21 protein-coding genes are annotated in these 26932 nt (G+C 65.5%); 13 read left to right on the plus strand and 8 right to left on the minus strand.

Annotation, left to right across the window (positions count from 1 at the left end):
• Positions 1 to 4: 4 nt before the first annotated feature.
• The 6 genes from ABF648_RS08035 to ABF648_RS08060 form a co-directional block, all read right to left on the minus strand.
• A complete protein-coding gene (locus ABF648_RS08035; protein ID WP_415631776.1) occupies positions 5 to 532 on the minus strand; it encodes a ParB N-terminal domain-containing protein in 528 nt (175 codons plus the stop codon).
• On the minus strand, positions 529 to 1419 hold the full coding sequence (locus ABF648_RS08040; protein ID WP_415631777.1) for a hypothetical protein: 891 nt from the start codon (positions 1417 to 1419) through the stop codon (positions 529 to 531). The genes ABF648_RS08035 and ABF648_RS08040 overlap by 4 nt, the downstream gene beginning before the upstream one ends.
• Positions 1420 to 1512: 93 nt before the next feature.
• Positions 1513 to 1917: a hypothetical protein gene (locus ABF648_RS08045; protein WP_415631778.1), complete on the minus strand. Its 405-nt coding sequence runs from the start codon at positions 1915 to 1917 to the stop codon at positions 1513 to 1515.
• Positions 1914 to 2594, minus strand: a complete 681-nt coding sequence (locus ABF648_RS08050) for a DUF2637 domain-containing protein (protein WP_415631779.1) — start codon at positions 2592 to 2594, stop codon at positions 1914 to 1916. Before ABF648_RS08050 ends, ABF648_RS08045 begins: the two co-directional genes overlap by 4 nt.
• Positions 2594 to 3526 (minus strand): bifunctional DNA primase/polymerase, encoded by a 933-nt coding sequence (locus tag ABF648_RS08055; RefSeq protein WP_415631794.1) that lies wholly within the window; start codon positions 3524 to 3526, stop codon positions 2594 to 2596. Before ABF648_RS08055 ends, ABF648_RS08050 begins: the two co-directional genes overlap by 1 nt.
• A complete protein-coding gene (locus ABF648_RS08060; RefSeq protein ID WP_415631780.1) occupies positions 3526 to 4605 on the minus strand; it encodes an ImmA/IrrE family metallo-endopeptidase in 1080 nt (359 codons plus the stop codon). The genes ABF648_RS08055 and ABF648_RS08060 overlap by 1 nt, the downstream gene beginning before the upstream one ends.
• A gap of 310 nt (positions 4606 to 4915) precedes the next feature.
• Between ABF648_RS08060 and ABF648_RS08065 the strand changes: the two genes are divergently transcribed.
• The 11 genes from ABF648_RS08065 to ABF648_RS08115 all read left to right on the plus strand — a co-directional run bounded on the left by ABF648_RS08065 (position 4916) and on the right by ABF648_RS08115 (position 20591).
• Entirely contained in the window at positions 4916 to 5347 is a 432-nt protein-coding gene (locus tag ABF648_RS08065; RefSeq protein WP_415631781.1) for a hypothetical protein, read from the plus strand.
• Between the two features lie 61 nt (positions 5348 to 5408).
• Entirely contained in the window at positions 5409 to 5873 is a 465-nt protein-coding gene (locus tag ABF648_RS08070; RefSeq protein WP_415631782.1) for a hypothetical protein, read from the plus strand.
• Entirely contained in the window at positions 5870 to 6880 is a 1011-nt protein-coding gene (locus tag ABF648_RS08075) for an MAB_1171c family putative transporter (RefSeq protein WP_415631783.1), read from the plus strand. The genes ABF648_RS08070 and ABF648_RS08075 overlap by 4 nt, the downstream gene beginning before the upstream one ends.
• Positions 6877 to 8016, plus strand: coding sequence for an alpha/beta hydrolase (locus tag ABF648_RS08080; RefSeq protein ID WP_415631784.1), 1140 nt, complete (start codon positions 6877 to 6879; stop codon positions 8014 to 8016). Before ABF648_RS08075 ends, ABF648_RS08080 begins: the two co-directional genes overlap by 4 nt.
• A 135-nt stretch (positions 8017 to 8151) precedes the next feature.
• Positions 8152 to 8352: a helix-turn-helix domain-containing protein gene (locus ABF648_RS08085; protein WP_085107820.1), complete on the plus strand. Its 201-nt coding sequence runs from the start codon at positions 8152 to 8154 to the stop codon at positions 8350 to 8352.
• 4 nt (positions 8353 to 8356) lie between these two features.
• Positions 8357 to 11629 (plus strand): helicase-related protein, encoded by a 3273-nt coding sequence (locus ABF648_RS08090; RefSeq protein WP_415631785.1) that lies wholly within the window; start codon positions 8357 to 8359, stop codon positions 11627 to 11629.
• Positions 11622 to 12287, plus strand: coding sequence for a DUF4391 domain-containing protein (locus ABF648_RS08095; RefSeq protein WP_415631786.1), 666 nt, complete (start codon positions 11622 to 11624; stop codon positions 12285 to 12287). Before ABF648_RS08090 ends, ABF648_RS08095 begins: the two co-directional genes overlap by 8 nt.
• A gap of 18 nt (positions 12288 to 12305) precedes the next feature.
• The gene (locus ABF648_RS08100; RefSeq protein ID WP_415631787.1) at positions 12306 to 14162 is read left to right on the plus strand and encodes a site-specific DNA-methyltransferase; all 1857 of its coding nucleotides are present in this window, start codon (positions 12306 to 12308) and stop codon (positions 14160 to 14162) included.
• Positions 14163 to 14189: 27 nt separating this feature from the next.
• On the plus strand, positions 14190 to 16031 hold the full coding sequence (locus tag ABF648_RS08105; RefSeq protein ID WP_415631788.1) for a site-specific DNA-methyltransferase: 1842 nt from the start codon (positions 14190 to 14192) through the stop codon (positions 16029 to 16031).
• Between the two features lie 189 nt (positions 16032 to 16220).
• Positions 16221 to 19298, plus strand: a complete 3078-nt coding sequence (locus ABF648_RS08110; RefSeq protein WP_415631789.1) for a type III restriction-modification system endonuclease — start codon at positions 16221 to 16223, stop codon at positions 19296 to 19298.
• A gap of 9 nt (positions 19299 to 19307) precedes the next feature.
• Positions 19308 to 20591: a hypothetical protein gene (locus ABF648_RS08115; RefSeq protein WP_415631790.1), complete on the plus strand. Its 1284-nt coding sequence runs from the start codon at positions 19308 to 19310 to the stop codon at positions 20589 to 20591.
• Here the strand turns inward: ABF648_RS08115 and ABF648_RS08120 are convergent.
• Entirely contained in the window at positions 20584 to 21756 is a 1173-nt protein-coding gene (locus ABF648_RS08120) for a DNA cytosine methyltransferase (protein WP_415631791.1), read from the minus strand. The two genes, ABF648_RS08115 and ABF648_RS08120, sit on opposite strands and share 8 nt — an antisense overlap.
• Before the next feature lie 236 nt (positions 21757 to 21992).
• Between ABF648_RS08120 and mobF the strand changes: the two genes are divergently transcribed.
• Both mobF and ABF648_RS08130 read left to right on the plus strand, forming a co-directional pair.
• Positions 21993 to 25619: a MobF family relaxase gene (gene mobF, locus ABF648_RS08125; RefSeq protein WP_415631792.1), complete on the plus strand. Its 3627-nt coding sequence runs from the start codon at positions 21993 to 21995 to the stop codon at positions 25617 to 25619.
• Between the two features lie 140 nt (positions 25620 to 25759).
• Positions 25760 to 26122 carry a sulfate permease gene (locus ABF648_RS08130; protein WP_415631793.1) on the plus strand — a complete coding sequence of 121 codons (363 nt, stop codon included), beginning with the start codon at positions 25760 to 25762 and terminating at the stop codon, positions 26120 to 26122.
• A 36-nt stretch (positions 26123 to 26158) separates the two neighbouring features.
• Here the strand turns inward: ABF648_RS08130 and ABF648_RS08135 are convergent, their stop codons facing one another.
• Complete coding sequence (locus tag ABF648_RS08135) at positions 26159 to 26875, minus strand: DNA-processing protein DprA (RefSeq protein ID WP_415631795.1); 717 nt, start codon at positions 26873 to 26875, stop codon at positions 26159 to 26161.
• Positions 26876 to 26932: the final 57 nt, after the last annotated feature.

Below are 26932 nucleotides of genomic sequence, written 5' to 3' on the forward strand. Positions count from 1 at the left end.
CTACTCAGTTCTGCGCCAAGGGGGGGTGCCCGGCCCCGCGGGCACCCAGCGCGGCGGCTGGCTCGCGGCGCTCCCCGTGCGGCCCGCCCGCCGGTGGTGCAAAGTTTGCACCACCGTCGTTTCCCGGCTGGTTCTCGCTGCTGAACTGGGTCGCGCTCTTGCGGCGGGCGGCATCCTCGGCCATGACCTGCTTGAGCTCGCGGTAGAGGCCGGCGGCTTCGAGCTGCGTGTAGGGCTTGTGGAGCATGTTGTCGTCCTGCTCGGCGAGGAGCTGCCCTAGCCGGTCGGACAGGCCGCTGCGAACCCACACGTTGACGGTGCGCCAGCCGAGCTTCTCGATCGCGGCGAGGCGTCGTGCCCCGCACACCAGCACGCCGTCGATGGTGATCGTGAGCGGTTGCAGCAGGCCGTCGCGCCCGATGGACGCGGCGAGGGCGTCGATGTCGCCGAGGTCGGCGCGGTGCCGGGTGCCGACGAGGATCGACTCGACGGTGCGGTCAAGCTGAATGCTGCCAATCTGCGGCTCGGTCACGACAACTCACCGCCTCCGCCACTCGGAGCAGCCAGCGCGAGCGCGAGGATCAGGTCGTCGTCGCGGAGCAGCAGGTCGAGGGTCTCGCCGAGCAGGAGCCGGAGCAGGACGCCGCGACCGCTAATGGTGGCCACGTAGGCCGGGTGCGGGTTCCCGAGCAGTGCCTTCAGCAGTGCGGCCCAGGAACGGCGCGGCAGGTCGAGCAGTGCACGCGCGTGCCGATCGCGTCGCAGCGTCTCGTAGGCGGACTGGCGGGTGCCGGCCTTCATCAACGCCCCGCAGACGTGCTCGACAGCGGCCCGTGCGGTGTCGGTCGGCCAGTCGAGCAGGCACAGCATCGCGATGGCGTCCTCGGCCGCAGACCCGGCGGACATGCATGCCTGCGCCGACCCGAGGCTCTCGCGGGGCTCTGGTTCGAGGTCGCTGGGACGCAGGTCGGTGGTGTGGAACGCGGGATGGTAGTCGGCCAGCGCGGTGTCGCGTTCGGAGAACCGTTCGGGGTCGTGGAACGCCGAGACGTGCGCACGGCGTGCCTGGTGCACCGAGCAGAGTAGTCCTTGGGCGCGTTCCTCGTAGACGCAGGTGATCCGCACGGCGTGGGTGATGATCGCCCACGGATCGTTGGCCTCGCGGGTCGAGCGGTACTGCATCGCGTCGAACGCCGCCGTGACCGCTTCCCAGGTGTCGAGCTTGTGCTTGCGCGCGAGAGCGCGGTACTTGTCGGCGGCGAACTCCATCAGATCGCGAGCCACCGGGTCGTGAACCCAAGCATCCTCGCCGCCCCCGGCGAGGCGATTGAGCAGGGCACGCAGGCCCTCGCCGGTGGTGAAGTCCTCAGCCCCGTAGGCCGTCGGCTGCTCGGTGTTGGTGCGGGTTGGTGTGGTCATGGTGTCGGCACCTCCTGGCAGGCAGGTGCGCACTCGCTCCCACGAGCGCGTCCTGCATGCCGATGCCGTCGCAGCCATGACCTCTCACCGCCGTCAACTCATCGAGACCCCAGAGCGGGACACCTGCGCCGGTGCAGTACTGCTGCGCCCGAACGCCGAGATCGGCGGCAACCGCCGGGCGCGATCTCCGAGACGACGAACGCCGGCACCGATCGGGGTGCGGGTGCGGCGCGCGAGCTCGGCCTGGAAGTCGAGTCCACGCCCGGCCGCGTGGGCCGAGTGACGGGCGATCAGGTCGGTGGGGCGCACCCACTCCACGCCGCGCCCGCGAACGAGTGCGTGCTGCTTGTCGTCGCGGGCGACCTGCGCGGCCCGCACCGCCTCCGGCGCACCCGTCGCCTCGACGGGTTCCGGGCGCTCCCGCGGCTCCTCGGGCACCAGCCGTGCCGGATCGGGCCTGGCCGGGTCTGGGTGCTGTGGGTTGTCGGTGGTGTTCATGGGGTCGTCTCCTCCCGCTCGTTGGCGGCATCGGTGCTGTCAGTGAGGTGCGCGACGGCGAACCAGCGGCCCACCGTCGAGGGATGCACCCCGAGTTCGCGGGCGATTCGCTTGTTCGACCAGCCCGCCTCCCGCAGCTCCCACCCCAGCGCCCGCCGATCCGCCACACCCTCGTCGCGACGGGTGGTTTCCGGCTCGCCGGACGGCAGCGCAGTCATCGACTCCGCAGCGACCGTTGAGAACGACGCGGCGTCGGCGGGTTCTCTGTCGGGGTCGGGGGTGCGGGTGAGGATCACGGTCAGGTGCGTGATGGCTAACAGGACGACGGGCGGCACCGCGGCGACCGAGGCCGCGAGCATCCGCGGCACGTCGGCGTCCGCGGCGACGACGGCGTGGATGGCGTTCGCCGTCACTGAGACGAGTGCGCCGCCGACCAGCAGCGCCCACGGATACCAGGCCGAGCGCTGCCCGGCGAGGGCTACGACGGCGACCGTGGCGACGACGATGATGCCGTCCACGATTAGCGGCCACGCCCACGCCTGCCCCGCCCCGATCCCGGAGCGAGCGGCCAGATCGGCCAGCGACGTGAACGACAGCCAGAACGCCCCGGCGGCGATGAACACCGTCCCCGCGACCGCCGTCATCGCGGCCCATCGCCGCCCGTCCGATTCACGCATCACAGCCCGGCCCTCCCGAAGGCTGCGGACGGTGGGCGCGCCGAGCGTCCAAACCACCGATCCACACTCCGGGCCTGGCCGTCTGACGTGGCCTCGGGCGTGGGCTGGGTGGCTCGGTAGGCGGAACGCACGGTCGTGGTGATCTCGCGATCGCCCAGACCCGCCCACCGCGCCGCCGCACCCAGCGCATTGAGCGCGTCGGCGGGTGAGAGGCCGTTCTCGGCGAGGCGGCAGGCGGCCCAGAACAGACCCCGGTTCCGCTCGCCCTCACCCCGCCCGGCGACCCACGCAGCCAACCGCTCAGAATCCACATCCGTCGAGTTGCTGTTGGCGCGTGGTGGGGCGACGGGGCGCGGGTCGAGGTAGTTCCGCAGCCGGGCCGCATCCACAGGGCCGACCGAGTGCGCGGCAATGTCGGCGACCTCGTACCGGCGGACGTGGCCGTCGATGATTCGCCGGGAGGGAGGCGCGATGATGTAGCCGCCGTCGCCCCGGAAGTCGACACCCGCGGTGGCGGCCTGCCACGACCGCTGCTCGCTGCCTGGTGTCGCCGGGAAGTAGACGTGCGCGCCGCCGGTGGGGGTGCGCACCAGCAGCCCCGCCCCGTCAACGAGCCCCGCGTCGGTGGCCCGCTGGTACGCCGCGCGACCGTCGTGGTCGCCGTGGACATCGACATCGACGACGACCACGCCCGATGGAGCGCCGGTCGGGATGCCGATGTTCGCGCCCGGTGTGCGCGACCACCAGGCCGCGACTTGTTCGGGGTCGTTGCTCGCGTCGAGAAACCCACGCCGAGTCAGCGGACGCTTCCCCTCGACGAGGCACGGGAACACGGGCACGCCCGCCGCCGCGAGGCTCCGCGCCGCCAGCGCCAGGTTCGGCGAGCGATCCACGCGGATCAGCGCCGCCAGCACATCGAATGCTCCGTGCATCACAGCCCCCGCCCTGCCAGAGCTGGCACCGGCGCAGTACGCGGACGATCCGCCTCCACCGCGGACACCGGCGTGCGGGACGTGTGCAGGTTGGGTGTGTCGCGTTCGAGGCCGGGCGGGGTGCCGTCGCCGACCTGGAGCGTGTCGAGCTGGTCGAGGATCGCCAGCGCGGTCTTCCGCACCCGCTCGCCGGTGGCCTGCACCACCTGGACGGGCTCTTGGCCGTCCACGCGGGCGGCCCAGGTCGAGACGTACGGGATCGTGTACCCGGCCGTGTCCATGCCGTGCGCGGCACCGATCATCAGCGCCACGGACTCGGCCTCGACTTCGCGGATGCCGCGATGCTGCCGCGCCTCCTCGTCGTCGGGCTCGTGCATCACCACGTGCGCCAGCTCGTGCGCGAGCGTCTTGACCTGCGCGGCAGGGTCCATGTTCTCCCGCACCGCGACCGTGCGCGCCTCATAGTCGGTCATGCCGTTCGCGCCGGAGATCATCCCCTCGTGCGGCACCCGCAGCACCTCGAACCCCGCGCCGCGAATCTGTCCCGCCAGCCCCACCCACAACCCCGACGGTGCTTCGCCTTCCAGCAGCGTCGGCGCTGGCGGCACCGGCAGCGGTTCACCGTCGGTCTGGGAGGCATCCCACACGTACGCCGGCCTCGCGCCGACCATGCGTGAGCGCACCACCTCGCCGGCCTTCGGCTTCTCCCGCGGTCCGAGCCGCCGCCACGATCCCGCATCGGCAGGGGTTGCGGAGGCGAACCGGCCCGTCATCGGGGCGAAGATCATGTAGCCCGGCTGGCCCTTCATCACCTGCCGTCCCAGGCCCTGCCACTGCCGGTACCCGGCAACCAGGGTGGGGAAGGACTCCGGCACGCGGCCGGCCTCGAAGGCGGCTTCGTGCTGCACCCAGATCAGCATCGTGTTGTTGAACGACCGCGACCGGAACCGTGCTGCGAAGGCCAGCGCCTGCCGCCAGTCGTCACCCGAGACCAGCGACTCGACCGCGCCGGTCAGCTTCTCGTGCAGTTCGTCGAGCTTCGCTTCCCTCGCCGCGCGGGCGTCCTCGTTCGATGCCATGCTCGGGCCTCCTGTTCGGCGGGCCGCGCCAAGATTGCGCGCGGCGGTACACCTGGCAGGTAGGCGCGAACACCCGCGCCCGGACCGTGAGCTGGACATCGTTCACCTCCTTGAGGCAGCCCGAGCCGAGACGGGACGCAGCATTGAGCATGCTCAAAACATCCCAGAGTCCTGTTCTAACATCCACCGTTGAGCATGCGCAAGCCTTGATTTGTTCATGCTCAACGAGTACGGTTGAGCATGAACAACCACCCTCCGGGTGGACTACATCGATGCCTTGCCCGTCGCGAAGGGAAGGGGGTCAGCCACCATGACCGAGGACGAGAGCCAGACTGCGGCCGAAGACCTCGCCAAGCGTCTGCGGCTCCTGATGGATGTCGCCGTCGCCGAGTCCGGCACGGAACCGACCTACTCGCAGATCGCCGACTACCTCCAAGCGCGTGGCACCAACCTGTCGCGGTCGCGCTGGACGTACATGGTCAACGGCCACCGCTACGTCCAAGACCCCGCCGTGTTCGAGGGGCTCGCGGAGTTCTTTGACGTGGACGCCGCGTTCCTGCTCGGCGAGGACGGTGCCGCCACCCCCGAGAAGGTCTCCGCGCAGCTCGATCTGGTTCGGTCCATGCGGGCCGCGAAGGTGAAGTCCTACGCAGCGCGCACCCTCGGCGACATCTCGCCGAAAGCACTCCACGCCATCACCAAGTTCCTGGACGAGGAAATGACACACATGCCCGAGCACTGACCGGTACCGCGCGACACGGAGCCGCCACCGGTCCCTGCTCCCCACACAGAAGGGGCGAACCGTGAACATCGAACAGACCGTATCGGCGGCCGTCTCGGGCCTTCAGCTCGGCAACACCTTCACCCTCGACGACCTCCGCCGCACCGTCCAAGAGCGGCGGCACCGCAGGCTCCGCGTCGTCGAACTCGCTGATCTTGACACCCACGACGGGCTTTGCGCGGCCTGGCTGTCCACCGATACCGAAGACATCGTGCTCCACGCCCACAGCGACTCCGCACTGCACCGCCAGCAGTTCGTCCTCCACGAGCTCGCCCACATGATCCTCGGCCACTGCGACGGTGACGACTGCGATGTCGAAGAGGCACTGCTGCCCGACATCCCGTCATACACGCGTGGACGCCTGCTCACCCGGCAGGACCTCGACAGCGAAACCGAGATCGCCGCCGAGTCGCTGGCCGACCGGCTCGCCGCTGGCATCCGTGGGTCGGTGTTCGCCGAGTCCAGATACTCGGAGATATTCGGATGATCCAGACGCTCGTGGCGACGCTCATGTGGGCGCTCGTGGCGAGCCTGCTCATCTTCCGCCGCAAACGCGCCGACCGCAGCATCACCTACGCAGCCCTCACCATCGCCATCGCGATGACCCTCAACGTGGACGCCGCCTACAGCGCCGTCGATCCACTGCTCGGCGGCACCAACCTCACCACCCTGATCGCGGACGCGCTCCTGATGACCGGGCTGTCCTTCCTCGGCCGCGGAGTCATGAAGACCGGCCAGTACCGGCCCCAGCTCGTTCGCGCCGCAGTGAGCGTCCCCATCCTGCTCATCGCGCTGCTCGCGCTCACCGCAGCGTTCCTGGTCATCGACCGCGGCACCACAACGACACGGTTCATGATCGACCTCGGCGAGCAGCCAGCGGCAGCGGTCTACTCGATCATCAACTTCACCTACTGCCTCGTGATCGTCGTAGCCATGCTGGTCCTCGCCGCACGGCAGTACCGGCACAGCACCGGCATCCAGCGCCTGCCAGCCGCACTGTTGAGCGTGGGATCGGCGTTCGGTGTCGCGCTCTGTCTCGTCGTAGTCGGGATGGACCTCGCCCACACCACCGGTCACCTCGGCCTCATGCGCGCCTTCCAAGGTGCCTACGACCTGCTCTCTGTCCTCGCCTTCCTGTTCCTCTGCGCCGGGTTCGCGGTCCAGCCCGCCGTCCGCCGCGCCCAGCACCACGCCCGACAGCGCCAGACCATCGCCTTCACGGCGCAGCTGGAACCGATCTGGCTCCGAGCCACGCACGCACGGCCCGGGCTGAGCCAGGCCGACCCCCTCGCAGCCCACAGCGAAGACCCCGAAGGGCACCTCCACCGAGTGATCGTCGAAATCCGCGACGCGATGATCGACCCCCGCATCACCTTCGACATCAACACCGATGACCGCGTCGTACTCGAACGCGCCGAAAGCCATCTCGTCGGAACCGATAGCGCCGTCGCGGAGGCGTCGCGCGTGCCGAGCATCGAGGAGCGCGGGTCGTGATCGGGCGGATCGCTCTCGGCGGCGGGATCGCGGCAGCAGCAACGACTGTCGGGGTCGGGTTGGCCATTGCGAGACGGCTCACCGCACCCGCCAGCCCACGCGCCTTCGACCTCACCATCCGAGGCGTCGAGCACAACGAAGGCGGCGACCTGATCGTGCTCGACCGCACCGCCCAGACCACAGCGCCCGGCATCTACAACCTCTGGTTCGAGCACGGCGGGTGGGCACAGCTCTCAGCCAAGATCGTCGATCGCGGACCCGTCTACGTGGCACGAAGGGTCACGGCGACAGCACCGGGTCTCACCCCGAAGCCCGGTGAGCGCGCCTCGTGGAGCGGGATCTACTACGCCACCCCAGCCGATGCCGGGCTCGACGCCCGCGACATCACCATCACTACCCCCGCAGGACCATGCCCGACTTGGCGCATCGACGGCGACCCCTCAACCTGGGCAATCCACATTCACGGGCTCGGCAGCACCCGCGCAGGCACCCTCCGCGGCGTCCTCGCCGCAACCGAACTCGGCTACACCTCCCTCGTTGTGAGCTACCGCAACACCGCAGAAGGGCCACGAGTCGGCACTGGCCGCTCAACCCTCGGCCACACTGAGTCCGCCGATGTTGACGAGGCCATCGGATACGCCGTGCGACGAGGAGGCCAACGCATCGTGCTCTTCGGCTGGTCAATGGGTGCTGCCATCGCGCTCCAACTCGCCGACCACCCGCGGCACGAGGGGCTGATCGCCGCGCTCGTCCTCGACTCACCAGTCCTCGACTGGACCGAAGTCATCAAGGCCAACTGCGCCGGCAGCGGTCTACCCGCAGCGGCCGGGTACCTCGTGATCCCGTGGCTCACCCTCCACCCGTTGGCGCGCGCCCTCGGGCTGCCGGGCCGCATCCCCCTTCGCTCCTTCGACTGGACTGAACGAGGCGCAGACCTCAACACGCCGACCCTGATCCTCCACGGGACCCGCGACGACTCCGTGCCGATCCGGCTCTCACAAGCACTCAGAGACGCACGACCGGACCTCGTCGAGCTGGTGACCTTCGACGCCGGCCACACCCTCTGCTGGAACACCGACCCCGACCGGTGGCAGGAAGCAGTGACCACCTGGCTCAAGGCGCGTGTCCCACGCTGATCGGCCGAGCGGAGCAACCACCCTCGGCACCCATCTCGTTAGGCCACGCCCGGAGAAACCCCACTCAAGCCGTACCGGTGCCGGTATCATCGTGAGTGTTGGCCTGCCTGGGCCATAGAGCGAGGGAGGACCAACGTGGCTGAGCCGTGGCTGTCCGCAGACGACATCGCCGCCCACCTCGGGGTCACCAAAGACACGGTTTACACCTGGATCGCCGAGAAGGCCATGCCCGCCCACAAGGTCGGACGCCTCTGGAAGTTCCAAGCCAGCGAGATCGACGACTGGGTGCGACGAGGCGGCGCCTCTTCCTCGACTCACGACGAGGACGCCGGGTAGTCGCGTGCGGATCATCAACAACGTCTCCGACCTCCTGGGTGACGATCTCAAGGCCGAGATCGCGCCGGGCTCGAAGGTGCGCATCGCCGCATCGACGTTCTCGATCTTCGCGTTCGAAGCGCTCCGCAAGGAGCTGGAGAAGGTGTCTGAGCTGGAGTTCATCTTCACGTCGCCGTCGTTCGTGACTGAGAAAGTGACAGACAAGCTCCGCAAGGAGCGGCGCGAGTTCTTCATCCCCGGCGGGCAGGCTGAGTCGAGCCTGGCGGGGTCCGACTTCGAGATCAGGCTGCGCAACAAGCTCACCCAGCGCGCGATCGCACGAGAGTGCGCCGACTGGGTTCGCCGCAAGGTCACCTTCCGCTCAAACGCCACGGGCAACCCGATGCAGCAGTTCGCGGTCGTCGATGACAAGGCTGCCTACACCCAGCTCCAGGGGTTCACGACCGCCGACCTCGGCTACGAGCGTGGCAACGCCGTGTCGAGCTTCGTGAACCGGCTCGATGAAGCTCCGATGACCGAGCAGTACATGCAGCTGTTCGACCAGATTTGGAACAACCCGGAGCAGGTCAGCGATGTCACCCAGGCCGTCCACGACCACATCGCCAGCGTGTACACCGAGAACTCCCCGGCACGCATCTACTTCCTGATCCTCTACAACCTGTTCGCAGAGTTCCTCGACGACATCAACGAAGACGTGCTGCCGAACGACCGCACCGGCTACCAGGAGACGAAGGTCTGGCAGAGCCTGTACAACTTTCAGCGAGACGCGGCTACGGGCATCATCAACAAGTTGGAGACCTACAACGGCTGCATCCTCGCCGACTCCGTGGGTCTCGGCAAGACGTTCACCGCGCTCGCGGTCATCAAGTACTACGAGCTGCGCAACAAATCCGTGCTGGTGCTGTGCCCGAAGAAGCTCGCCGAGAACTGGACGAACTACAACGCGAACCTGACGACCAACGTCTTCGCCTCGGATCGGTTCAACTACGACGTGCTCGCACACACCGATCTCTCCCGCACCAAGGGTGAGTCGCTCGGCCTGCGGCTGGATCGGATCAACTGGGGCAACTACGACCTCGTCGTGATCGACGAGTCCCACAACTTCCGCAACGCCGACTACGCCGAGGAGAAGGAGTCGCGCTATCAGCGCCTCATGCGCCAGGTCATCCGCGAGGGCGTGAAGACGAAGGTGCTGATGCTGTCGGCCACCCCAGTGAACAACCGGTTCAACGACCTCAAGAACCAGCTCCAGCTCGCCTACGAGGGCGAATCAGAGAACCTCGCCCAGCACCTGAACCTGTCCACGACCGTCGAGAAGGTCTTCTCCGATGCGCAGCGCGTGTTCAACGAGTGGTCCAAGCTCGACCCCGAGCACCGCACGACTGACCGCATCCTCCAGATGCTCGACTTCGACTTCTTCGAACTGCTCGATTCGGTCACCATCGCCCGATCCCGCAAGCACATCCAAGCGTTCTACGACACCACGGAGATCGGCGCCTTCCCGGAACGCCGCCCACCGCTCTCGATCCGCGAACCACTCACTGACCTCCCTGACGTACCCGGCTTCAACGACATCTTCGAGCAACTCCAAGCGCTGACGCTCGCCGTCTACACCCCGCTCGCGTACGTGTTCCCGAGTCGGCGCTCCAAGTACGAAGACCTCTACAACGTCACCGCCGGCAGCGCCCGATCCAACCTTGGGCAGGCCGGCCGCGAGCAGGGCTTGAAGAAGCTCATGACCGTCAACCTGCTCAAGCGTCTGGAGAGTTCGGTCGATGCCTTCCGCCTCACCCTGTCGAAGATCGAAGGCTCCGTCACCCACACGCTCGGACGCATCAGCAACCACGCGGGCAACCTCGCCGACCTCAGCCCCGAACTCGCCGGGCTCGACTTCGATCTCGATGACGAAGACGACGCCAACATCGAAGCGCTGTCCTTCGGCGAGAAGATCAAGATCGACCTCGACGACCTCGACATCGAGTCCTGGCAGCGCGACCTGTGGAACGACCGCGAGACCCTGCGCGAGCTCCTCGATGAGATGCGCAAGGTCACTCCGGAACATGACCTCAAGCTCCGCAAGCTCAAGCAGCTCATCCAGGACAAGGCCGAGCACCCGATCAACGACGACAACCGCAAGGTGCTCGTGTTCTCCGCCTTCGCTGACACCGCCGACTACCTCTACCGCCAACTGGCGCCCACCCTCGCTGCGGCAGGGCTGGACACCGCGGTGATCACCGGCGGCAGCCACGGAGCGAAGACCAGCCTCGGTACGGGCTTCGACTTCCAGCAGGTCATGTCGCTGTTCTCGCCGCGCTCCAAGCAGCGGCACCTCACGATGCCGCGCGAGACGCGCGAGCTGGATGTGCTCATCGGCACCGACGTGATCAGCGAGGGCCAGAACCTCCAGGACTGCGACTACCTGATCAACTACGACATCCATTGGAACCCCGTGCGCATCATCCAGCGCTTCGGCCGCATCGACCGCATAGGTTCCACGAACAGCCAGATTCAGCTCGTGAACTTCTGGCCCGACATCTCCCTCGACGAGTACATCAACCTCAAAGAGCGCGTCGAGAACCGCATGGTCATCGCCGACCTCGCCAGCACCGCCGACGACAACGTCCTTACCCTTGAAGACTCCGACGCCGCCTTCCGCAAGGAACAGCTCCGCAAGCTCCAAGACGAGGTCATCGAGCTCGAAGATGTCCGCACCGGGGTCTCGATCACCGACCTCGGACTCAACGACTTCCGCATGGACCTGCTTGGCTACATCAAGGAACACGGCGACCTCGACGCCGCACCGCGTGGGCTCCACGCTGTGATCCCCGCCGACCCCAACAAGGGGCTACGGCCCGGCGTCATCTTCGCCCTCCGCAACCTCACCGCAGACGAGCACATCAACCGAGGCAACCGCCTCCACCCGCACTACCTCGTCTACCTCGACGACCAGGGTGAGGTCATTGCGAACCACACCGAAGCCAAGCACCTCCTCGATCTGCTGCGCGCCGGCTGCCGCCCCTACGAGGAGCCGGTCAGCGATGTCGTCGGCGTGTTCAACTCTGCGACCGGCGAGGGCGCTCAGATGGGGAAGTATTCGGCGCTGCTCACCGACGCGATCCACTCGATGATCGATGTCACCGAGGAACGCGACATTGACAGCCTCTTTACCGGCGGCAGCACCACGGCCCTCACCCAGACCATCGCGGGACTCGACGACTTCGAGCTGACCGCGTTCATCGCCGTCGTAGACGCCGGCGGGGGCGGTGCCCATGACTGACATCCTCTACCGCTGGCCCGAGGCAGCGAAGTTCGGCCGACGCGTGCCCAAGGAGAAGTTCTACGAGCACGGCACCGTCAGCACCGCTGTACGCGAGAAGTTCATCAACGAGGTCCAACGCATCACCTGGGCCTACAAGCTCGCCGAGGCCACGATCAACCTGCCGGGCACGCTGACTGTGCCGGAGGTGCAGGTCTTCACGATCGACGCAAAGACCGACGACGTGAGCGAAACAGTCCTGGGTGCCATCGACAAGGCCATCCCGTTCCCGATCATCTTCGAGATCGTGCGCCGCCGAGCCGAGCAGCCCGAGGCGCGGACGGTCGCGGCGCACAAGCAGCTCGGCACCGGGGCTCCCAAGATCAGCGCCTACTACTCGACAGGTTGGCAGCCAGGAGCCACGGAGCGGCAGGCCATGCCGACGGCGATCACGCTGCCCGCCCTCTACGCGGCGCTCCTGCAACCGTTGACCCCGATTACTGCCCGCCCGGGCGAGGAAATGTCCGACGTCGCCGACAGACTTGCCACGGTGCGCAAGCTCGAACGCGAGGTCGCTTCCTTGGAGCGCAAGCTCCGCACTGAGCCACAGCTCAACCGCAAAGTCGAGCTCCGACGCACACTCAAGACGAAGCAACACGAACTGGAACAGCAGAGGTAACCCGTGGAGAGACTACGCATGACATCACCCGACCTCACGCAGGCCAACATCGACAAGATCGCCGAGCTGTTCCCCAGCGTCGTCACCGAGAGCTCCGACGCCGACGGCAACCCAGTGCGAGCGGTCGACTTCGACCTGCTGCGCCAGGAACTCAGCGATCACATCGTCGAGGGACCGCAGGAGCGCTACCGGCTCGACTGGCCCGGCAAGCGTGCCGCTGCCTTCACGGCGAACGCGCCGATCGCGAAGACCCTACGCCCCGTTCGAGAGGAGTCGGTGAACTTCGACACCACGAGGAACCTCTTCATCGAGGGTGACAACCTCGACGCCCTCAAGCTGCTCCAGGAGTCCTACCTCGGCAAGGTGAAACTGATCTACATCGACCCGCCGTACAACACGGGCGGTGACTTCGTCTACAACGACGACTTCGCCGAGTCGAACGTCGACTATCTGGAGCGTTCTGGGCAAGCACTCGCATCAGGTGAACGCCTCGTGGCAAACCCGGAGTCGAACGGGCGCTTCCACTCGGATTGGCTATCGATGATGTACCCGAGGTTGAGGTTGGCACGGAACTTGCTCTCTTCCGATGGTTTCATATTCATCAGCATCGACGAAGGCGAGCAGGCCGCCTTGCGGCATATCTGTGATGAGGTCTTCGGGACGCCGAACTACGTCACAACGATCATGTGGCGTCGCAAGCGCGAAACGTCGAATGACTCCAAGAACGTCGCCATCCAGGGTGAGTTCATTCTTGTTTACGGACGCTCAACGGAGGGAGCCCTCGCACTCGAGCCTCTGGCCGACGACTACGTTGCTACGTCGTATCGCGAACCGACCTCCGAGTTCCCAGAGGGACGTTGGCGAGGGGTACCTATTACGGTCTCCAAGGGACTGAAGGGCGGCGGATACGACTACTCTGTCGTGACCCCCTCCGGTGACGAGATTTCCAGAACGTGGGCCTATCCCCGCGAGAGTTTCGAGAGATTGGCTTCGTCGGGGCGACTCTACTGGGGCGCAAACGGAGCCGGTGTTCCGCAGCGAGTTATGTACGCGCACGAAAGCCAGGGTCAGCCGACGACCAACTACTGGGACATGACCGGCTCGAACAAAGAGGGCAAGAAGGCAATCTTGGACCTGTTCGGCGATGCGGTTTTTGACACCGTCAAGCCAGTCTCGCTTCTCCAACGAATCATCGGCCTTGCGACCGTCAAAGACTCGATCGTCATGGACTTCTTCGCAGGATCGGCAACCACCGCGCATGCGGTATTGGCCGCAAACGCCATTGATGGTGGCACACGCAGCTTCATAGTGGTTCAGCTCGATGAAGTGGTGAGTCAGGGTTCCACGGCAGCACAGAACGGGTATGGCGTGGTCTCCGAGATCAGCCGGGAGCGCATCCGTCGCGCCGGCGTCACGCTCAAGAGCGAAGCCGGCATCCTTCAAGAAACGGTCGACGTTGGCTTCAGGGCACTCCGTGTTGACACAACGAACCTGGCCGACACGTCCATCACCGCTGACGAGCTCGTGCAGACAGCCCTGCTCGACGTTGTCGGCAGCGTAAAGCCCGGCCGCACGGGCGAAGACCTGCTGTTCCAGGTCCTGCTCGACTGGGGACTTGATCTTACGATGCCCATTCAGAAGGAGATCATCGATGGCTTCGAGGCGTACGACGTTGAGGAGGGCGCGTTGATCCTGTGCACACGTCCGCGTGAGGCTCTCTCTCTCTCTCTCTCTCGGGCTGCCGCAGCCATCGCGGAGCGTCAGCCACTACGTGTCGTGTTCCTCGACGAAGACTTCGCGGACGACGCGGAGCGCATCAACGTCGGGCAGGTGTTCAGTGAACGCTCGCCACACACTGAGGTCGAGACCATATGACCGTCGCTCGCTGGTCGGTGGTGCGTGATGGAGAAGCGCACCCTGCATACACCCGACCTCACTGCTCGCAACGTCGAGCGGATCGCCGACCTGTTCCCCCAGGTCATTACCGAATCGAGAGACGCGGAGGGCAACGTGACCCTCGCTGTTGACTTCGATCTTCTCAGGCAAGAACTCTCGGATCACATCGTGGACGGGCCGCAGGAGCGGTACCGACTCGATTGGCCCGGCAAGCGTGCCGCCGCATTCGCTGCGAACGCGCCGATTGCCAAGACGCTGCGCCCTGTTCGCGAGGAGTCCGTGGACTTCGACACCACGAAGAACCTCTTCATCGAAGGCGACAACCTGGAGGCCCTCAAACTGCTCCAGGAGTCGTACCTGGGCAAGGTGAAGCTCATCTACATCGACCCGCCTTACAACACGGGAAACGATTTCGTCTACGAGGACGACTTCGCCGAGTCGAGCGCTGAGTACCTGGCCCGTTCGGGCCAGACCTCGCAGGCGGGCGACCGCCTCGTCGCGAACACCGAGTCAAACGGTCGGTTCCATTCCGACTGGCTTACGATGATGTACTCCCGTCTTCGACTTGCACGCAACCTGCTTCGCCCTGATGGAGTTCTGCTCGTGTCAATCGATGACACTGAGGTTGCAAATCTTCGAGCAATTCTTGATGAGATTTTTGGGCGAGCCAACCTCATCACCCAGATTGCGCACAAGGCTCGCGCTTCAGTGTCGAACGACAAGGTTGTATCTCAGAATCACAACCACATCCTCCTGTATGCGCGAGATTTCGACGCAGTTTTTGCACAACGAGCATCAATTGGACTCAATCCCGACCTCAACGGCTTTGCCAACCCAGACAATGATCCCAGAGGTCCGTGGAAGGCGACACCGGTGGATGGTCCTGGCGGGGCGAAGAAGGGGAATCCGTTCTACGAGTTCCTAGGAGTAGAAGGCTACTGGCGCTATTCGCAAGAGACTATGGCACAGAAGCATGCCGATGGGTTGATTATCCGGACAACATCGGGCCTTCAGCAGAAATACTTCCTGAGCCAAGCTCGCGAGAGTCGAAAAACTGTCACTAGCTGGTGGGACGACGCCGGGCTCACGTCGAGCGCAACGCGTCGGCTCACGCAGTTGATGGACGGAGCTGTCTTCGATACGCCCAAGCCGATAGAACTCCTGAACCGCATGCTAGATATGTTTACGTTTAGCGATAGGAGCGCGATCGTTCTCGATTTCTTCGCCGGGAGCGCGACAACTGGACACTCCGTGATGCTTGCCAACGCTGAAGACGGGGGCAACCGTAGCTTCATCCTTGTTCAGCTCGACGAGAAGCCAAACGAGAAGTCAGAGGCCGCAGTCGCCGGATACGCCACAATCGCTTCAGTCGCGCGCGAGCGTCTTCGACGCGCTGGGAAGTCGATTCGCGAATCTGTAGGTCTAGATACAAACTCCCTCGATCTGGGCTTCCGTGCGCTGCGTATCGATGGCAGCAACAAGGCCGATGTTCTGAGGGCGGCGGACGACACAGATCAACTCGGACTCGACTCGCTGGAAGCGAGTATCAAGGCTGGCCGGTCTGGAGAAGACCTGCTGTTCCAGGTGTTGCTCGACTGGGGACTCGAACCGTCAGTACCGATCACACGCGCCGAGATCGATGCCCGCGAGGTGTTTGCAGTTGACGAGGACGCATTGATTGCGTGTTTCGCGGAGTCTGTGACTCCCGAGGTCGTGCGCGTGATCGCCGAGCGTGGCCCCCTGCGCGCGGTCTTCCGTGACGATGCTTTCGAGTCCGATGCGGCTCGTATCAATGCTCAGCAGATATTCCGTGAGGTATCGCCTACTACCGAGGTGCGGACGATCTAAAGAACCTCATGACCCTACTCACCTTTGCAAGCGACGAAAGCGCACAGTTCGAGGCCCCGTGCACTAAGGGTGGCGACACTGGCGGCCCCGTGAGAGGGCCAGGATCAGCGTGAACACGCGCATCCACACCGCCCGCAACCTTCTAGCAGCGGCGACGAACAGCGTCGGTTGCAGAAAGAAAGGCACTCGATGAAGCTCCAGTTCAAGGTCCAGCAGTACCAAACCGATGCCGTCGATGCTGTCGTCGAGACCTTCGCCGGGCAGCCGAAGCACGACGGCATCTCCTACCGGATCGACCCCGGCAAGGTCCGCCCTGTAACGGCCCCGGCCCTGTTCGAGGCCGAGGAACGCCCCGACGCCGGTCTGCGCAACGCCGAGATTGTCCTGTCGGGCGCGCAACTGCTGGAGAACGTGCACGCGGTGCAGCGGTCACGGAACCTCCCGCTGTCGGCAGGGCTCGCCTCCAGCGCTGCCGCGCCGGGAGCCCCGAACCTTGACGTGGAGATGGAGACCGGCACGGGCAAGACCTACGTCTACATCAAGACGATCATGGAGCTGCACAAGCGGTACGGCTGGTCGAAGTACATCATCGTGGTGCCGTCGGTCGCGATCCGCGAGGGCGTGAAGAAGTCGTTCGACGTGACCGCCGAGCACTTCCAGCAGCTCTACGGCACCAAGCCGCGCTCGTTCATCTACAACTCATCCCAGTTGCACGAGCTGGAGCGGTTCAGCTCGGATGCCGGGGTGCAGGTGATGATCATCAACATCCAGGCGTTCAACGCCACCGGCAAGGACCAGCGCCGCATCTACGACGAGCTAGACGACTTCCAGTCGCGCCGTCCGATCGACGTGATCAAGGCCAACCGTCCGATCGTGATCATCGATGAGCCGCAGAAGATCGGCGCGGACAAGTCGCTCAAAGCGCTGGCGGAGTTCAACGCGCTGATGCTGCTCCGTTACTCCGCCACGCACAAGGTCGACCACACCAAGGTGCACCGGCTCGACGCGCTGGATGCCTACAACCAGAAGCTCGTGAAGAAGATCGCGGTACGCGGCATCACCGTAAAGGGACTCGCCGGCTCGGCCGCCTACCTGTACTTGGACGCCATCGAGATCGCGAAGGGTGCCAAGCCTCGGGCGCGGGTCGAGATCGAGGTGCAGACGGCCTCGGGCATCAAACGGCAGGTCAAGCGCCTCGACATGGGCGCCAACCTCCACGATGTCTCGAACGGGATCGAGGCATACAAGGGCTTGTTCATCACCGAGGTGGACGCCAACCGCGACGTGATCGAGCTGAGCAACGGCGACATGGTGGTAGCCGGCCAGCTCGCCGACCGGGATGTCACCGAGGAGACCAAGCGCCGCATCCAGATTCGCGAGGTCGTCCGGGCGCATCTGGACAAGGAACGCGAGCTGTTCAGCCAGGGCATCAAGGTGCTCTCGCTGTTCTTCATCGATGAAGTCGCCAAGTACCGCGACTACAGCCGCGATGACACCCTCGGCGACTATGCGCGCATGTTCGAGGATGAGTACGCCGCGATCCGCGACGAGGTGCTCGGTGAACTCGCCATCGACGCGGCCACCGAGGACTACCAGACCTACCTGCGCCGCGACGACGTGCGTCGGGTGCACGAGGGCTACTTCTCCATCGACAAGAAGACCAAGCACCAGATCGACGGCAAGGTCTCTGGCCGGGGCGACGACAAGGGCCAGTCCACCGACACCGACGCCTACGACCTCATCCTCAAAGACAAGGAACGCCTGCTGTCGTTCGCCGAACCCGTCCGGTTCCTCTTCTCCCACTCCGCGCTGCGCGAGGGCTGGGACAACCCCAACGTGTTCGTCATGGGCATGCTCAAGAAGAGCGACAACACCGTCTCTCGCCGCCAAGAGATCGGACGTGGCCTACGGCTGGCCGTTGACCAGCACGGCGAGCGGATGGACAACCCCGTCACAGTGCACGACATCAACGAGCTGACCGTCGTCACCGACGAGTCCTACACCGACTTCGTGACCGGTCTCCAGCGCGAAATCTCCGAGTCCCTCGCCGCGCGGCCGCGTAAGGCAAGCGTCAAGTTCTTCGTCGGCAAGACCATCCAGACGCTCTCGGGCGAGTCCGTCATCGAGGAAGCCGTCGCCCAGGCGCTCTACAAGTACCTGGTCAAGAACGACTACGTGAACGACGACGACACCATCTCCGATGCCTACAAGCAGGCCAAAGAAGAAGGCACGCTTGCCGCGCCAACGTCCGAGGTTCTGCTCCCGGTGATCGACTTCGTGTGGCCGCTGATCGATGTGCTCTACCTCGACCTGCCGGTACCCACCGACGACCGCAAGCCGAAGAAGATTCCGCTGAACGAGGCCAACTTCGCCCGCAAGGAATTCCAGGCCCTGTGGGGCAGGATCAACCACCGCGCCGTCTACCAGGTCGAGTTCGACTCCGGCGAACTGATCCGCAAGGCGGTCGACCACCTCGACAAGCACCTCAACGTCGCCGCCCTGCAATACGTCGTGCAAGCCGGCCAGCAGCGCGAGCAGTTGGATGCGGACGACCTAACCAGCGGCTCCGGCTTCGCGGTGCAGACCACGCAGACGCATGCCGAGACCGTGAGCGCAGGCTCGCAGGTGAAGTACGACCTGCTGGGTGAGATCACCGAGAAGACCCAGCTCACCCGTCGGACGGTCGCGGCGATCCTCCGCGGCGTGACACCGGGAACGTTCGCCAAGTTCCGCCTCAACCCCGAGCAGTTCATCACGGAGGCGGCCCGGCTCATCAACGAGCAGAAGGCCACGGTCATCGTCGAACACCTCGCCTACGACGCGCTCGAAGACCGCTTCGACTCCGCGATCTTCACCGAGAACCAGACCGCCCAAGACTTCTCGAAGGCAGGATCGAAGCTTAAGAAGCACGTCTACGACTACGTGGTCACCGATTCCAAGATCGAGCGCGAGTTCGTCACCGAACTCGACACCAGCCACGAGGTCGCCGTCTACGCGAAGCTCCCGCGCGGCTTCTTCATCCCCACGCCGGTCGGCGACTACAACCCGGACTGGGCCATCGCGTTCACCGAGGGCAGCGTGAAGCACGTCTACTTCGTCGCGGAGACCAAGGGCTCGCTGTCCACACTCCAGCTCAAGGGCGTCGAGGACGCCAAGATCGAGTGCGCCCGCAAGTTCTTCGCCTCCCTCAGCGAGAAGAACGGCAATGACGTCACCTACGACGTGGTGACCGACTACACCGAGCTGATGCAGCTCGTCACGGCGTAGGGGGAATCCATGCCGTTGTACGCTTCCACCTTCCAGTGGCCCGCCCCAGTCGTAAGCTTCGTTTCTCTATCCCACGGGGCTCGTGACGGCGATGCAGAACTTGTGGCGACGGGTGATCGCTGGATTCTGAAGGCGCCCGGACACTTTTCGGCCGTCTCGGGTCAGCCCGACGAACGCATCCTCAGTGCGACTCTCAACAGCGAACCGACACTGATACGAGGTTCGGTTTTCGTGATCGACAGCGACCTCGGCCTTCGCGTGGATGAACTGAGGGTGGGATCAGTGGAACTGGATGCAGAGTACGTGTCTGCCACAGCCCACTTTGAGCACCTCGCCTCCGCGTGCACATATCGACACGAAGACGGCGCTGCCCGCGACGCACACGAAGCCCTCGTCTTCCCAGCCCTCGATGATGGGCCCGGAATGCGAGCGGAGCTCCCTTGTGGCGCCACGGCCATCACACTTTCCGCAGATGAACCCGTGCCATTGGAAGCGTTCGAGGCACAGCTCGCATCATTCCAGGACCTACTCACGTTTTCAGCCGACCTGCCTTGCGGTCGAACGAGCCTGATAATGACAGATTCCTCTGGGACCGAGGTTCGAGTTGTCGGCAGGGACAAGTACAAGCCGTTCAACGGGAAGACGCGGAAACCCATTGAGTTCTCTCTCCGCTTCGCCAGCGATCAGACTCAGGGAGTGATTGACGGGTGGTGGAAGGCCCGTGATGAGTTGCTTCCGGTCACGCAGATCATCGCTGGGCTCCGCTACCAACCGGGCTACGTCGAAGCGGACGTTATTCTAGGCGCTGCCGCGATCGAGGCCTTGGCTACTGCCGCACTGGGCGCTTCTCGGCCCCCATTGAGCGTCGAGGAGGCTGAGCCGATCATTGTCGCTCTGGATTCGCTGAGTGGCATGAATCAGGCTCAGAGTGAAGCGATCGCGCATTTGAAGGGGGACCTGCGGAGGACGACATTCCGCTCGAAAGTTCAGAGTCTGATCGAGGGTGTAGCGCCCGAGATGTGGCGATCCTCTCGCGTCGAGGTAGATGAGTGGATCAAGCTTTTCCTCAGGGCGAGGAACGGAATCGCACACGCAGCACCGGGGCTTTCCGGCGGAGCGAGCATCTGGAAAGAGAGCGAACTCCTTCGCAGCATTCGGGACGCGAACTGGATCGTCATCACCCTGGTACTGCTCACCCAGCTTGGCGTGCCGGATGCGGCCATCGGTCGAGCGGCAGAACGGCTCGGAACTCGCTACGGCGTTCGGCACAGCGGGACACCCATATTCACATAGCGGGAGTGCTGAGCCTCGCAAAAGAGAAATACGTCCACGCTTGCGGGACCAACATCGCCACCGCCGAGATGGCTTGGAGCGGCAGTACCCCGTTGCCGAGTGCGGTGATCTGCTGGTTCTGCGTCAGGTCATCGCTGTCCGTGACCCATCCGGTCGGTAAGCCCATGAGCCATTCGACGAATGCTGGTGCTGGGCGGGGGCCGTCGGCGTCGTTCAGGAGGGCCGGCGCGGGCGCTGACCGTCCGGTGATGTGTTCCCAGCGGGCGATGGCGTCGGCGAAGCGTCCCCAGCGCTGAACAGTCCGTCGATCAGGGACCACAGGGTCTCCGATTCGGCTCTCCTGTTTGGCGAGCCAGCCGGTCCGTGGAGTGCGAAGTCGATGATCTGGTGCGAGAGCGCGATCGTCCCTCGTCGTGCTCGCACCTGGTCGAGTGTTTCCCCGCCGCGCGAGGAGTCGGTCGCCAGCGGGGTGCGGAACAGTGCGCCGGGCGAGGGCGAAGATGCGGAAGCGTTGGTGAGGAGCGCCGACAAGGGAAGCCGGTAGGCCGATCCATCGTGCATCCAGCCGCAGGTCGGCCAGATGGCCGAGAACGGCGCCGAGTGCCCGTAGAGGTCGAGCTGCGTTGTCTCCCAGATGCCACGGGTCGGGTTCCACGCCGCGAAGGGTTGCGCAGTCTGGAGTTGCTTCGCTGGGGTTGCGCCGGTCATGGTCGTCTCCTTGTGCGGGTGGTCGTGTCGCGGGTGAGGACAGCAGCCCGCGGACGTTCTCGATGACGACCCACTCGGGTTGGAGCACGTCGATGGCTGTCGCCATGTGCGCCCAGAGTCCGGAGCGGGTGCCTGGCGCGAGGCCTGCGCGCTTGCCGACGGTAGACACGTCCTGGCACGGAAACCCGCCGATGAGGATGTCCACGGGCTCGACCTGGCTCCAGTCGATGGTCGTGATGTCGCCGAGGTTCGGTGCGCCTGGCCAGTGGCGGGAGAAGACGCGGGCGACGGGTTCGTTGAGTTCGGAGAACCACACGGTCTTGGCGTTGAAGACGTGCTCGACGGCGAGGTCGAGGCCGCCGTAGCCGCTGAACAGCGACCCGATCCTGAGTTCTGAGTCGCCGCTGGCTTTGAGGTCGTGCATGAGGTCTGCTCCGGTGACGGACGTCCCCGGCATCCGTGCCTCATCGAGAACTGATGCCGAGCTGGTCACCTGTCAGGTGCACGACTCCGACACGCGCCCGCCCGAAACGAGCCAACCGAGCAGTCTCGTCCGATGCCTACACCTCCGGCTTCGCTCCGACCGCCATCCGAGGTCACACGCCTCTTGCAGGTCGGGGTAGAGCCAGGCGTCACCGCAGCAGAAGTCGCCGGGTGAGGGTGCTCACCTGCCCGACAGGAGCGGAGGTGAACATGACGGTTTCGATGCGCGTGATGTCGGCGGGTGATGGATACAAGTACCTGCTCAAGACGGTCGCGGCCGCTGACGGAGACCGGTCGCTCTCGACGCCGCTCACGCGCTACTACATGGAGGAAGGCACCCCTCCTGGCCGCTGGCTGGGCTCAGGCGTAGCGGTACTCGGCAAGGGCGAGATTCAGGCGGGCGACCGAGTGTCAGAAGACCAACTCCAGCTCCTGATGGGCACGGGCTGTGATCCGATCACTGGCGACAAGCTCGGCCTGGGCTTCCCTGCATTCAAGAGCCAGGAGCAGCGAATCGAAGCGCGGATCGCCGACCTCGAACCGACGATGACACCTGGTGCCAAGGGCGAGGCTGTCGCGCAGATCGTTGCCGAGGAGGCAGCCCGGAGCACACGGCGTGCGGTGGCGGGCTTCGACTTCACCTTCTCGATCCCGAAGTCCGCATCAGTGTTGTGGGCGGTCGCCGACGCCGGGGTCCAGGCGCTCATCGGGGACGCGCATCATCGAGCGGTTGCGGAGGTGGTTGCGTTCATGGAACGCGAGGTTGCAGCCACCCGTACGGGCGCAACCGCCGGAGACGGCGCAGTTGCACAGGTCGATGTCACCGGCATGATCGCGACCGCGTTCGATCACTTTGACTCCCGCGCCGGCGACCCCCACCTCCACACACACGTCGTCATAAGCAACAAGGCCAAGACCGTCCTCGATGGGAAGTGGCGCTCGCTCGACGGCAGACCGATGCACGCCGCCGTCGTCGCGCTCTCCGAACTACACGAAGCCGTGTTCGCCGACCACATGACACGCACCTTCGGCGTCTCCTGGGAGGCACGCGAGATGGGCCGCGACCGGAACCCAGCATGGGCGATCACCGGAGTGCCCGAGGAACTGATCGCCAAGTTCTCTACCCGCGCCCGTCACATCGACGCCGAGACCGACCGCCTCATCGCCGAGTACGTTGCCCAGCACGGACGCCAACCGTCGAACGCGACGATCCTCAAACTGCGAGCCCAAGCCACACTCGCGACCCGCCCCGAGAAGCAGGTCCGATCCCTTGCCGATCTCACTGCGGAGTGGCGATCACGCGCAACGAAGACTCTCCTCGGCAGGGACGCGACGACGTGGGCCCGCGAGGTCACCGACAACGACAAGCCGCTCCTGCTGCGGGCCGACGACGTGCCGCTCGACGTCATTGGCGAGTCGGGGCGCTCGGTCGTCGAGGTGGTCGGTGAGAAGCGTTCGACCTGGCGACGGTGGAATCTCGTGGCCGAGGCCTCCCGGCAGACGATGGTCTGGCGGTTCGCCACCATGCAGGACCGGGAGGCCATCGTCGCGATGGTTGCCGATGCCGCCGAGCTCGTTTCCCTTCGGCTGACGCCGCCCGAGTTCGCCGCCTCGCCCGTCATGTTCCGCCGCCCCGATGGCACCTCGGTGTTCCGGCCGAAGAGCTCGACCGTGTTCACCTCCGAGTCCCAGCTCGCGGCCGAGGACAGACTCCTTGAACGAGCAACGAACCTGGCCGGTCCGACGGTGCAGCTCGCGACGGTCGAGAAGGTCACGCGCCGACCCGACGCGGATGGTCGTATGCTCGGTGACGACCAAGCCGACGCATTGACCCGCATCGCGGTGTCAGGACGGATGCTCGACGTGCTGGTCGGTCCCGCCGGGGCGGGCAAGACCACCGCCATGAACGCGCTCCGCCGCGCCTGGGAAGCCGAGCACGGCTCCGGGTCCGTCGTCGGGCTCGCGCCGTCAGCGGTTGCCGCCCAAGTCCTCGCCGACGATCTCGGGATCGAGACTGAGAACACGGCGAAGTGGTGGCAGAACCACCTCCTCCACGGCACCACGTTCGAGGCGAGCCAGCTCGTCATCATCGACGAAGCCTCCCTCGCCGGCACCCTGTCGCTGGACCGCATCACACACCTCGCTCAAGACGCTGGCGCGAAGGTGCTTCTGGTCGGCGACTATGCCCAACTGCAATCCGTGGACGCCGGCGGTGCGTTCGCGATGATCGCCCGACACCGATCCGACACACCCGAACTGGTCGACGTTCACCGCTTCACCCACGCCTGGGAGAAGACCGCCTCACTCGAGCTACGCCACGGACGTACCCAAGTCATCGACACTTACCTCGCCCATCAGCGCATCCACAACGGCGACGCAGAGGCCATGTCCGATGCCGCCTACAACGCATGGCGCGCCGACCGCGACGCTGGCCTGGTCTCGGTGCTGATCGCCGAGACCCACGACGACGTGACCGCACTGAACGGTCGCGCCCGCGCCGACCTGATCCTCAACAAGACGTTGAACCCCACCCGTGAAGTCGAACTGCGCGACGGCACCGCCGCTGGCGTCGGTGACACCGTCATCACGCGACTCAACAAGCGCGAACTCCGTACCCTGGCCGGCCGGGACTGGGTACGCAACGGCGACATCTGGACCATCACGGCCGTCGGCGAGGACGGGACCATCACCATCGCCCGCGACTACGGGACCGGCAACAGCGTCCGCGGCGACGGAACCATCAAGGCTCGGCGGCGAGGACGCAGGTTCGGCGGCACCATCGTTCTCCCGGCCTCTTACGTGGCCGAGCATGTTGATCTTGGCTACGCAGTCACCGCCTACCGCGCGCAGGGCGTCACGACCGATAGCGCGCACGTCCTGGTCGAACCGACCTCGACGAGGGAGACCTTCTACGTCGCGATGACCCGAGGCCGGCACGCGAACCATGCCTACGTGGCTCTCGACCGCGCCGACGACCACGCGCAGCCGCACCCCGGTGACGACCCGCACGCCACCGCGCGAAGCGTGCTCTACGGCGTTCTGCAGCACAGCGGTGCCGAACTCTCGGCGCACGAGACCATCGTCGCCGAGCAGGAACAGTGGGGCTCGATCGCCCAGCTCGCCGCTGAGTACGAGACCATCGCCGCCTCAGCCCAACACGACCGCTGGGCCTCCCTCGTCCGTGGCTCCGGGCTCACCGACGAACAAGCCGAGATTGCCATCGAGTCCGAGGCGTTCGGCCCGCTCACGGCCGAGCTCCGCCGAGCTGAGGCCAATCATCACGACGTCGATGTGCTGCTGCCACGCCTCGTCGCCGCGCGCGGCTTCGACGACGCCGACGACATCGCCGCCATACTCCACTACCGGGTCGAGCGCGCGACCGCGCGCCTCGCAGGCTCGGGCAGGACTCGCAAGCCGCCGCGACTCATCGCTGGCCTTATCCCACAGGCGAACGGCGTCATCGACACCGAGATGCGGACAGCGCTCGATGAGCGCGAATCGCTGATCGAGGCCCGCGCCGACGCCACACTCGAAGCTGCGCTCGGCGAGAACGCGCCGTGGACGAATGCTCTTGGAGTAGCGCCCACCGACAGGCGACGAGCCGCGACCTGGCGCAAGTCGGCACGCGTGGTCGCCGCCTACCGCGAACGCTACCGCATCACCGATGACGCACCCCTCGGTGCCCCGCCCGAGTCAGCCGCCCAGAAGATCGACGCCGCCCGAGCGCGCTCCGCGCTCGACCAGGTACGTCAGTTGGTCGCTGATGAGAGCCGTCAGGCAGAGGCCGGTCTCCAGGCCGTCAGACGCAACCAGTCCGCGCATGGACGCAGCATCTGACCCTTCCCAATGTCCGCTCCGCGGCGTAGCCTTGAAGTTGAGGCGGATTTCTCCTTACCTTTGGGCCGCTCGCGGCAGACCTTCGGGTCACTCTCCACGCACCGTCTCGCCGACGACTCGCGTGTTGAGAGGAGCCCATCATGATCGGCCTACTGTGGACGGCCAGCGCCGAGGTTCGCTACTTCCTGCGCCGCTACATGCCGAGCAACGTCCTGCTCGACGTGATCCGCACCCGGAAGGGACTGAAGTGGGGCGTGCCAGCCATGCTTCTTGCCGGCCCCTACCTGGCCGTCGCCTTCTGGTGCACCACGCTCATCGAGAGTGGCGGCCCAGGGTGGCTCCACCTTGTAGTCCTGCTCTGCATCTGGAACGCTCTCAAGATGCTGGCCATCGGCCTTGTGAGCGTCGTTCTCCTTACGAAGGCTCGCGCCCGTGAGTACCGCGCGCAGCGGCAGGAACGCTCCGATGTGACACTGCGCGAACTCACTCGAAGCCCTCGCTGAGTTCAAGTGCCAAGCGGCCAGTGCCGACCCGGCACGCTACAGCGTGCGCGTCGGAGCAGGCGAAGGTGGGCGGGCCTGCTCCATGTCGAGTCGCTCTCGTGACACCTGGCCTGGTCCAACCAGACTCGCGAGGTCCGAAGTATCCGCCACCAGGGACGCGATGCCATCGCGCAGCAAACGATGCGGCCCAACGCTCGCGGCACTCGTGACCGGGCCAGGGACGGCTCCGACACGTCGGCCGAGTTCGGCGGCTCGCTGGGCAACCACCAGTGAACCTGACCGACCGCCCGCCTCGACGATGACCGTCGCAGAGGACAGCGCAGCCATCAGCCGGGCGCGGGCGATGACCCGGTGCCGAGTCGGAACGGCGCCGGGCGGAACCTCGCTCGCGAGAAGACCGACATCAGCGACGCGATCAAGCAGGTCGCGATGGCCGACGGGGTACGGACGATCGACTCCGTTGGCGAGGATGGCGATCGTGTCGCCACCCGCCGCGAGGGCGGCCAGGTGTGCCGCGCCTTCGATCCCGTAGGCGCCTCCCGCAACGACAACTCGTTCGTCTGCGGCAACGGAACTGGCGAGTTCCCGAGCCACGTTGTCGCCGTAGGACGTGCATGCCCGAGCGCCGGTGATCGTGACGAGATCGCTCATCGGACGGGAGAGGAAGGATGACGCGCCGCGCGTCCACAGCAGGTAGGGCGCAACTTCATGAAGATCGTCGAAGGCGGTAGGCCAGTCGCCATCGCCTGGGATGAGTGTCTAGGTTCATGACATAGGTCACAGGTGATACGTCCCTGGTGTCTCGCGACA

This window comes from Propionibacterium sp. (genome assembly GCF_047719395.1).
Classification (GTDB): domain Bacteria; phylum Actinomycetota; class Actinomycetes; order Propionibacteriales; family Propionibacteriaceae; genus Propionibacterium.

What these genes read in the sequence shown, in the direction of transcription:
- ABF648_RS08040 (WP_415631777.1), bottom strand. Translation starts at nt 1,419, where the DNA reads ATGACCACACCAACCCGCACCAACACCGAGCAGCCGACGGCCTACGGG.
- ABF648_RS08045 (WP_415631778.1), bottom strand. Translation starts at nt 1,917, where the DNA reads ATGAACACCACCGACAACCCACAGCACCCAGACCCGGCCAGGCCCGAT.
- ABF648_RS08050 (WP_415631779.1), bottom strand. Translation starts at nt 2,594, where the DNA reads ATGCGTGAATCGGACGGGCGGCGATGGGCCGCGATGACGGCGGTCGCG.
- ABF648_RS08055 (WP_415631794.1), bottom strand. Translation starts at nt 3,526, where the DNA reads ATGCACGGAGCATTCGATGTGCTGGCGGCGCTGATCCGCGTGGATCGC.
- ABF648_RS08060 (WP_415631780.1), bottom strand. Translation starts at nt 4,605, where the DNA reads ATGGCATCGAACGAGGACGCCCGCGCGGCGAGGGAAGCGAAGCTCGAC.
- ABF648_RS08065 (WP_415631781.1), top strand. Translation starts at nt 4,916, where the DNA reads ATGACCGAGGACGAGAGCCAGACTGCGGCCGAAGACCTCGCCAAGCGT.
- ABF648_RS08075 (WP_415631783.1), top strand. Translation starts at nt 5,870, where the DNA reads ATGATCCAGACGCTCGTGGCGACGCTCATGTGGGCGCTCGTGGCGAGC.
- ABF648_RS08095 (WP_415631786.1), top strand. Translation starts at nt 11,622, where the DNA reads ATGACTGACATCCTCTACCGCTGGCCCGAGGCAGCGAAGTTCGGCCGA.
- ABF648_RS08100 (WP_415631787.1), top strand. Translation starts at nt 12,306, where the DNA reads ATGACATCACCCGACCTCACGCAGGCCAACATCGACAAGATCGCCGAG.
- ABF648_RS08105 (WP_415631788.1), top strand. Translation starts at nt 14,190, where the DNA reads ATGGAGAAGCGCACCCTGCATACACCCGACCTCACTGCTCGCAACGTC.
- ABF648_RS08110 (WP_415631789.1), top strand. Translation starts at nt 16,221, where the DNA reads ATGAAGCTCCAGTTCAAGGTCCAGCAGTACCAAACCGATGCCGTCGAT.
- ABF648_RS08115 (WP_415631790.1), top strand. Translation starts at nt 19,308, where the DNA reads ATGCCGTTGTACGCTTCCACCTTCCAGTGGCCCGCCCCAGTCGTAAGC.
- ABF648_RS08120 (WP_415631791.1), bottom strand. Translation starts at nt 21,756, where the DNA reads ATGCCGGGGACGTCCGTCACCGGAGCAGACCTCATGCACGACCTCAAA.
- mobF (WP_415631792.1), top strand. Translation starts at nt 21,993, where the DNA reads ATGACGGTTTCGATGCGCGTGATGTCGGCGGGTGATGGATACAAGTAC.
- ABF648_RS08130 (WP_415631793.1), top strand. Translation starts at nt 25,760, where the DNA reads ATGATCGGCCTACTGTGGACGGCCAGCGCCGAGGTTCGCTACTTCCTG.